General features: G+C 69.7%; 1 protein-coding gene. It reads right to left on the bottom strand.

Annotated features, from left to right (window positions below; all coding sequences use genetic code 11):
* A partial coding sequence (locus tag AS25_RS01660; protein WP_035960763.1) for an IS3 family transposase occupies positions 1–320 on the bottom strand: 320 nt, incomplete at both ends.

Raw genomic sequence — 320 nt, 5'->3', positions numbered from 1 at the left:
ATGTAGAACAGGCCGGTGCGGGTGCCGGCCCAGTCGGCCATCGCGTCGCTGATGAACTCGGGCCCGTTGTCGCTGCGGAGCACACCCGGTGCACCGCGGACGGCGACGAGCTCTTCGAGGTGGGCGGTGAGCCGGTCGGCGGTGATCGACCGCTCGACGAGCCCGCCGATGCATTCGCGGGTGTGCTCGTCGACGATGGAGCAGATCTTGATCGGGCAGCCCCGCTCGTCGGCGTCGAACTGGAAGTCCACCGCCCATACGAGGTTCGGTGCGACTGCCGCCGGGGCGTCGACGGTCGAGGATCCGACACGCTTGCGGCG

The organism is Kocuria marina (genome assembly GCF_000786655.1).
In the GTDB taxonomy this organism is placed as follows: domain Bacteria; phylum Actinomycetota; class Actinomycetes; order Actinomycetales; family Micrococcaceae; genus Kocuria; species Kocuria marina_A.
Note: the sequence above shows the minus strand (reverse complement) of the source record. Positions and strands in the feature narration are given on the sequence as shown.